This window comes from Cedecea sp. VD22 (assembly GCF_037150195.1).
Lineage (GTDB): Bacteria > Pseudomonadota > Gammaproteobacteria > Enterobacterales > Enterobacteriaceae > Cedecea.
Genome location: NZ_JBBCPX010000024.1, coordinates 19,454 through 27,726, shown reverse-complemented (window position 1 = coordinate 27,726; position 8,273 = coordinate 19,454). Strand labels below are relative to the sequence as shown.

At 51.4% G+C, this 8,273-nt stretch carries 7 protein-coding genes and 1 pseudogene; all 8 read left to right on the top strand.

Annotation, left to right across the window (positions count from 1 at the left end; genetic code table 11):
* Nucleotides 1-221: pseudogene (gene tuf / locus WFK85_RS22620) on the top strand (elongation factor Tu); the annotation flags it as partial.
* 234 nt (nt 222-455) lie between these two features.
* The gene (gene secE / locus WFK85_RS22615) at nt 456-839 is read left to right on the top strand and encodes a preprotein translocase subunit SecE (RefSeq protein WP_008460146.1); all 384 of its coding nucleotides are present in this window, start codon (nt 456-458) and stop codon (nt 837-839) included.
* 1 nt (nt 840) lies between these two features.
* Entirely contained in the window at nt 841-1,386 is a 546-nt protein-coding gene (gene nusG, locus WFK85_RS22610) for a transcription termination/antitermination protein NusG (RefSeq protein ID WP_003862341.1), read from the top strand.
* A gap of 154 nt (nt 1,387-1,540) precedes the next feature.
* The gene (gene rplK / locus WFK85_RS22605; RefSeq protein ID WP_008460147.1) at nt 1,541-1,969 is read left to right on the top strand and encodes a 50S ribosomal protein L11; all 429 of its coding nucleotides are present in this window, start codon (nt 1,541-1,543) and stop codon (nt 1,967-1,969) included.
* A 3-nt stretch (nt 1,970-1,972) separates the two neighbouring features.
* Nucleotides 1,973-2,677 (top strand): 50S ribosomal protein L1, encoded by a 705-nt coding sequence (gene rplA, locus WFK85_RS22600; RefSeq protein ID WP_039289255.1) that lies wholly within the window; start codon nt 1,973-1,975, stop codon nt 2,675-2,677.
* A gap of 299 nt (nt 2,678-2,976) precedes the next feature.
* Nucleotides 2,977-3,474, top strand: coding sequence for a 50S ribosomal protein L10 (gene rplJ, locus WFK85_RS22595; RefSeq protein ID WP_002438625.1), 498 nt, complete (start codon nt 2,977-2,979; stop codon nt 3,472-3,474).
* Nucleotides 3,475-3,540: 66 nt separating this feature from the next.
* Complete coding sequence (gene rplL, locus WFK85_RS22590) at nt 3,541-3,906, top strand: 50S ribosomal protein L7/L12 (protein WP_008460150.1); 366 nt, start codon at nt 3,541-3,543, stop codon at nt 3,904-3,906.
* A gap of 326 nt (nt 3,907-4,232) precedes the next feature.
* A complete protein-coding gene (rpoB, locus tag WFK85_RS22585; RefSeq protein ID WP_039299356.1) occupies nt 4,233-8,261 on the top strand; it encodes a DNA-directed RNA polymerase subunit beta in 4,029 nt (1,342 codons plus the stop codon).
* Nucleotides 8,262-8,273: the final 12 nt, after the last annotated feature.

The following is an 8,273-nucleotide window of genomic DNA, read 5'->3' as shown; positions in this document are numbered from 1 at the left end:
CGTTCTTCAAAGGCTACCGTCCACAGTTCTACTTCCGTACAACTGACGTGACCGGTACCATCGAACTGCCAGAAGGCGTAGAGATGGTAATGCCAGGCGACAACATCAAAATGGTTGTTACCCTGATCCACCCAATCGCGATGGACGACGGTCTGCGTTTCGCAATCCGTGAAGGTGGTCGTACCGTTGGTGCAGGCGTTGTAGCTAAAGTTATCGCTTAATCGCTGATAACATTTGACGCAATGCACAAGAAGAGGGCATCATTTGATGCCCTTTTTGTACGCTTTCGAACCAGAACCTGGCTCATCAGTGATTTTTTACCGATAATCATTGCTGAGACAGGCTCTGAAGATGGCGTTTATGCCGGGTAGTGTCTGAAAAGAGCCATTCGGTTTGGTTTGCCTCGCAGTGGCGGGGCAAAAGTGTTTGTCTGATTTATTGTGACAGGTTGGTTTATGAGTGCGAATACCGAAGCTCAAGGGAGCGGGCGTGGCCTCGAAGCGATGAAGTGGCTGGCAGTAGTCGTTTTGCTGCTCGTGGCAATCGTGGGCAACTACATTTATCGTGATATCACTCTGCCGCTTCGTGCACTGGCTGTGGTCATTCTGATTGCAGCCGCAGGTGGTGTTGCGCTGCTGACGGTAAAAGGCAAAGCAACCGTAGCGTTTGCTCGTGAAGCAAGAACGGAAGTACGTAAGGTTATTTGGCCTACTCGCCAGGAAACTCTGCACACCACTTTAATCGTGGCAGCGGTTACCGCTGTGATGTCACTGATTCTGTGGGGGCTGGATGGTATTCTGGTCCGCCTGGTATCTTTTATTACTGGCCTGAGGTTCTGAGATGTCTGAAGCCCCTAAAAAGCGTTGGTACGTCGTTCAGGCGTTTTCTGGTTTTGAAGGTCGTGTAGCCACGTCGCTGCGCGAACATATCAAACTCCATAATATGGAAGAGCTGTTTGGCGAAGTGATGGTTCCAACCGAAGAGGTTGTTGAAATCCGCGGTGGCCAACGCCGTAAGAGCGAACGTAAATTCTTCCCAGGTTACGTTCTGGTCCAGATGGTGATGAACGACGCGAGCTGGCACCTGGTGCGTAGCGTTCCGCGCGTGATGGGTTTCATCGGCGGGACTTCCGATCGTCCAGCCCCAATCAGCGATAAAGAAGTTGATGCGATCATGAACCGCCTGCAGCAGGTGGGTGACAAGCCGCGTCCGAAAACGCTGTTTGAACCAGGTGAAATGGTTCGTGTTAATGACGGTCCGTTTGCGGACTTCAACGGTGTTGTGGAAGAAGTGGATTACGAGAAGAGCCGCCTGAAGGTTTCCGTTTCCATCTTTGGTCGTGCGACGCCGGTTGAGCTGGATTTTGCTCAGGTGGAAAAAGCCTGATAATTTGATCGTTTAAGCAGCGATTATTCATTGCACAGGGCGCGAAATTGGCATACAATTTCGCGCCTTTTGTTTTTATGTGTCCAGTACACGTAAGACGTTTATTCACGGGGAGCCTTCTTGAGGCGCTATTACCCAATCAGAGGATTTTAGAATGGCTAAGAAAGTACAAGCCTACGTCAAGCTGCAGGTTGCAGCTGGTATGGCGAACCCAAGTCCACCAGTTGGTCCAGCTCTGGGTCAGCAGGGTGTGAACATCATGGAATTCTGTAAAGCGTTTAACGCAAAAACTGAATCCCTGGAAAAAGGTCTGCCAATTCCGGTTGTTATTACCGTTTACGCTGACCGTTCTTTCACTTTCGTTACCAAAACCCCTCCAGCAGCAGTTCTGCTGAAGAAAGCGGCTGGTATCAAGTCTGGTTCCGGTAAGCCGAACAAAGACAAAGTGGGTAAAGTTTCCCGCGCTCAGCTGCAGGAAATCGCGCAGACCAAAGCTGCCGACATGACTGGTTCCGACATTGAAGCGATGACTCGCTCCATTGAAGGTACTGCACGTTCCATGGGCCTGGTAGTGGAGGACTAAGAAATGGCTAAACTGACCAAGCGCATGTCCGTGATCCGTGACAAAGTTGATGCTACCAAACAGTACGACATCAACGAAGCTATCGCTCTGCTGAAAGAACTGGCTACCGCTAAGTTCGTTGAAAGCGTTGACGTTGCTGTTAACCTGGGCATCGATGCTCGTAAATCTGACCAGAACGTTCGTGGTGCAACTGTACTGCCACACGGTACTGGCCGTTCCGTTCGCGTAGCCGTATTTGCTCAGGGCCCTAACGCTGAAGCAGCTAAAGCTGCTGGCGCAGAGCTGGTAGGTATGGAAGATCTGGCTGACCAGATCAAGAAAGGCGAAATGAACTTCGACGTTGTTATCGCATCTCCAGATGCAATGCGCGTTGTTGGCCAGCTGGGTCAGGTTCTGGGTCCACGCGGCCTGATGCCAAACCCGAAAGTTGGTACCGTAACTCCTAACGTTGCTGAAGCAGTTAAAAATGCTAAAGCAGGTCAGGTTCGTTACCGTAACGACAAAAACGGCATCATCCACACCACCATCGGTAAAGTGGACTTTGACGCTGACAAACTGAAAGAAAACCTGGAATCTCTGCTGGTTGCGCTGAAAAAAGCAAAACCATCTCAGGCAAAAGGCGTGTACATCAAGAAAGTTAGCATCTCCACCACCATGGGTGCAGGTGTTGCGGTTGACCAGGCTGGTCTGAACGCAGCGGCGAACTAATAATCGCCTTTACGCGGGCGAAAGATTAGTCTATTATCTTACGCCCGTTGTTCTGTTTAGGCAGAACACAAAGAATTTTCGGTTGGAGCCTGGCCTTATCCAGGCCTCCGTCCAAGACCGCAGGTGTTTCGCAAGAGACTTAATTGCCTGCGTAGACGGTGACAGAACCTGAAGAATATTTTTAGATAGTCTTTAGCTTGTTTCTGCTCACCGTATGTAGACGCACTTTTCCATTTTGGTTAAGTGCGAAGTGAGTTTCGGGACGTTTCGTCCCGGCTAAAACCCAGGAGCAAAAGCTAATGGCTTTAAATCTTCAAGACAAACAAGCGATTGTTGCTGAAGTCAGCGAAGTAGCCAAAGGCGCGCTGTCTGCAGTAGTTGCGGATTCCCGTGGCGTTACTGTAGACAAAATGACCGAACTGCGTAAAGCAGGTCGCGAAGCCGGCGTTTACATGCGTGTTGTTCGCAACACCCTGCTGCGCCGTGTTGTTGAAGGTACTCAGTTTGAGTGCCTGAAAGACGCGTTCGTTGGTCCGACCCTGATTGCATATTCTATGGAACACCCGGGCGCTGCTGCTCGTCTGTTCAAAGAGTTCGCTAAAGCGAATGCAAAATTTGAGGTCAAAGCCGCTGCCTTTGAAGGTGAGCTGATCCCGGCGTCGCAAATCGACCGCCTGGCAACTCTGCCGACCTACGAAGAAGCAATTGCACGCCTGATGGCAACCATGAAAGAAGCTTCGGCTGGCAAACTGGTTCGTACTCTGGCTGCTGTACGCGATGCGAAAGAAGCTGCTTAATCGCAGTTTTCTTTATCAAGTATTCGCTTACGTATAAACTTATTCTGATATTCAGGAACAATTTAAATGTCTATCACTAAAGATCAAATCATTGAAGCAGTATCCGCTATGTCCGTAATGGACGTTGTAGAACTGATCTCTGCAATGGAAGAAAAATTCGGTGTTTCTGCTGCTGCTGCTGTAGCTGTTGCTGCTGGCCCAGCTGAAGCTGCTGAAGAAAAAACTGAGTTCGACGTTATTCTGAAATCTGCTGGCGCTAACAAAGTTGCCGTAATCAAAGCAGTTCGTGGCGCAACTGGCCTGGGTCTGAAAGAAGCTAAAGACCTGGCAGAAACCCCGAATGCCGTTCTGAAAGAAGGCATCAGCAAAGACGACGCAGAAGCTCTGAAAAAATCTCTGGAAGAAGCTGGCGCTGAAGTTGAAGTTAAATAAGCCAACCTTTCCGGTTGCAGCCTAAGTCATTAGGCTGATGGCTGGTGACTTTTTAGTCACCAGCCTTTTTGCGCTGTAGGGTGCCAGTAGTGTTTCACACTGTTTGACTGCTGGTTTCCATTCAATGCATGTTTCTATCGACGCCTTAATATACTGCGACTTTCTACGCCGGGAGTTCCGGGGTAAAGCGCAATGAAATGGTTTAAGAGTGATAGAAACAGGTATTGCGGGGAGTGTTCCACTTTCCGGTCCACAAAATAGTGTTGCATAAACTGCCCCTTTCGACGGGCAGATGGGTCGACTTGTCAGCGAGCTGAGGAACCCTAATGGTTTACTCCTATACCGAGAAAAAACGTATTCGTAAGGATTTTGGAAAGCGTCCACAAGTACTGGACATTCCTTATCTCCTTTCTATCCAGCTTGACTCGTTCCAGAAGTTTATCGAGCAAGATCCCGAAGGACAGTACGGCCTGGAAGCTGCTTTCCGCTCCGTATTCCCGATCGCAAGCTACAGCGGCAACTCCGAGCTGCAGTATGTGAGCTATCGCCTGGGCGAACCTGTATTTGACGTTAAAGAATGTCAAATCCGTGGCGTGACGTATTCTGCTCCGCTGCGTGTGAAACTGCGTCTGGTGATCTACGAGCGCGAAGCGCCGGAAGGCACCGTTAAAGACATCAAAGAACAAGAAGTGTACATGGGCGAGATTCCGCTCATGACCGACAACGGGACTTTCGTTATCAACGGTACTGAGCGCGTTATCGTTTCTCAGCTTCACCGTAGCCCGGGTGTGTTCTTCGACAGTGACAAAGGTAAGACCCACTCTTCAGGGAAGGTGCTGTATAACGCACGTATCATCCCTTACCGTGGTTCCTGGCTGGACTTCGAATTCGACCCGAAAGATAACCTGTTCGTGCGTATTGACCGTCGCCGCAAACTGCCTGCGACCATCATTCTGCGCGCACTGAACTACACCACTGAGCAGATCCTTGACCTGTTCTTTGAGAAAGTTAATTTCGAAATCCGTGACAACAAGCTGCAGATGGAGCTGGTACCGGAGCGCCTGCGTGGCGAAACCGCCTCCTTCGACATCGAAGCTGACGGCAAAGTGTACGTTGAAAAAGGCCGCCGTATCACCGCGCGCCACATTCGCCAGCTGGAAAAAGACGATATCAAACATATCGAAGTTCCTGTTGAGTACATTGCCGGTAAAGTTGCGGCTAAAGACTACGTTGATGCTTCTACCGGCGAACTGATTTGCCCGGCGAACATGGAACTGTCTTTGGATCTGCTGGCCAAACTGAGCCAGTCAGGCCACAAGCGTATCGAAACGCTGTTCACCAACGACCTGGATCACGGCCCGTACATTTCTGAAACCGTACGCGTCGACCCAACCAACGACCGCCTGAGCGCGCTGGTTGAGATCTACCGCATGATGCGTCCTGGTGAGCCACCAACACGCGAAGCAGCCGAAAGCCTGTTTGAGAATCTGTTCTTCTCTGAAGACCGCTACGATCTGTCTGCGGTAGGTCGTATGAAGTTCAACCGTTCTCTGCTGCGTGAAGAGATTGAAGGTTCCGGTATCCTGAGCAACGACGACATCATCGAAGTGATGAAGAAGCTCATCGATATCCGTAACGGCAAAGGCGAAGTGGATGACATCGACCACCTCGGCAACCGTCGTATCCGTTCCGTAGGCGAAATGGCGGAAAACCAATTCCGTGTTGGCCTGGTGCGTGTTGAGCGTGCGGTGAAAGAGCGTCTGTCTCTGGGCGATCTGGATACCCTGATGCCTCAGGACATGATCAACGCCAAGCCAATCTCTGCGGCAGTGAAAGAGTTCTTCGGTTCCAGCCAGCTGTCTCAGTTCATGGACCAGAACAACCCGCTGTCCGAGATTACGCACAAACGTCGTATCTCCGCGTTGGGCCCAGGCGGTCTGACCCGTGAGCGCGCGGGCTTCGAAGTACGTGACGTACACCCAACCCACTACGGTCGTGTGTGTCCAATCGAAACCCCTGAAGGTCCAAACATCGGCCTGATCAACTCCCTGTCCGTGTACGCACAGACTAACGAATACGGCTTCCTTGAGACTCCGTATCGTCGCGTGGTTGACGGTGTTGTGACCGACGAAATTCATTACCTGTCTGCTATCGAAGAAGGTAACTACGTCATCGCTCAGGCGAACACTAACCTGAACGAAGAAGGCCGTTTCGTAGACGACCTCGTTACCTGCCGTAGCAAAGGCGAATCCAGCTTGTTCAGCAACGACCAGGTTGACTACATGGACGTTTCCACCCAGCAGGTGGTTTCCGTCGGTGCGTCCTTGATCCCGTTCCTGGAACACGATGACGCCAACCGTGCATTGATGGGTGCGAACATGCAACGTCAGGCGGTTCCAACTCTGCGTGCTGATAAGCCGCTGGTTGGTACCGGTATGGAACGTGCTGTAGCCGTTGACTCCGGTGTTACTGCCGTAGCTAAACGTGGCGGTACCGTTCAGTACGTTGATGCATCCCGTATCGTTATCAAAGTTAACGAAGACGAGATGTACCCGGGCGAAGCGGGTATCGACATCTACAACCTGACCAAGTACACCCGTTCTAACCAGAACACCTGCATCAACCAGATGCCTTGTGTGTCCCTGGGTGAGCCGATCGAACGTGGCGACGTGCTGGCAGACGGCCCGTCTACCGACCTCGGTGAGCTGGCGCTTGGCCAGAACATGCGCGTAGCGTTCATGCCCTGGAACGGTTACAACTTCGAAGACTCCATCCTCGTATCCGAGCGTGTTGTTCAGGAAGATCGTTTCACCACCATCCACATTCAGGAACTGGCTTGTGTGTCTCGCGACACCAAACTGGGGCCAGAAGAGATCACCGCTGACATCCCTAACGTGGGTGAAGCTGCGCTCTCCAAACTGGATGAATCCGGTATCGTGTACATCGGTGCTGAAGTGACCGGCGGTGATATTCTGGTTGGTAAGGTAACGCCGAAAGGTGAAACCCAGCTGACGCCAGAAGAGAAACTGCTGCGAGCAATCTTCGGTGAGAAAGCGTCTGACGTTAAAGACTCTTCCCTGCGCGTACCAAACGGTGTTTCCGGTACTGTTATCGACGTTCAGGTCTTCACCCGCGATGGTGTGGAAAAAGACAAACGTGCGCTGGAAATCGAAGAGATGCAGCTGAAGCAGGCTAAGAAAGACCTGTCTGAAGAACTGCAGATCCTCGAAGCGGGTCTGTTCAGCCGTATCTATGCTGTGCTGGTTTCCGGTGGTGTTGAAGCTGACAAGCTCGACAAACTGCCACGTGACCGCTGGCTGGAACTGGGCCTGACCGACGAAGAGAAGCAAAACCAGCTGGAGCAGCTGGCAGAGCAGTACGACGAGCTGAAGCACGAGTTTGAGAAGAAACTCGAAGCTAAGCGCCGCAAAATCACTCAGGGCGATGACCTGGCACCTGGCGTGCTGAAAATCGTGAAAGTGTATCTGGCCGTTAAACGTCAGATTCAACCTGGTGACAAGATGGCAGGTCGTCACGGGAACAAAGGTGTTATCTCCAAGATCAACCCGATCGAAGATATGCCATACGATGAAAACGGCACGCCGGTAGACATCGTACTGAACCCGCTGGGCGTACCATCTCGTATGAACATCGGTCAGATCCTGGAAACCCACCTGGGTATGGCTGCGAAAGGCATTGGCGAGAAGATCAACGCCATGCTGAAACAGCAGCAGGAAGTCGCGAAACTGCGCGAATTCATCCAGAAAGCGTATGACTTGGGTACAGACGTTCGTCAGAAGGTTGATCTGAATACCTTCACCGACGAAGAAGTTCTGCGTCTGGCTGAAAACCTGAAAAAAGGTATGCCGATTGCTACTCCGGTATTCGACGGTGCAAAAGAGTCGGAAATCAAAGAGCTGCTGCAACTCGGCGGTCTGCCATCTTCTGGTCAGATTACCCTGTTCGACGGCCGTACCGGTGAACAGTTTGAGCGTCAGGTAACCGTAGGTTACATGTACATGCTGAAACTGAACCACCTGGTTGATGACAAGATGCACGCGCGTTCTACCGGTTCTTACAGCCTGGTTACTCAGCAGCCGCTGGGTGGTAAGGCTCAGTTCGGTGGTCAGCGCTTCGGTGAGATGGAAGTGTGGGCGCTTGAAGCATATGGCGCTGCATATACCCTGCAGGAAATGCTGACCGTTAAGTCTGATGACGTGAACGGCCGTACTAAGATGTATAAGAACATCGTGGATGGCAACCATCAGATGGAACCGGGCATGCCGGAATCCTTCAACGTTCTGTTGAAAGAGATCCGTTCGCTGGGTATCAACATCGAGCTGGAAGACGAGTAATCGTTGCTCAAA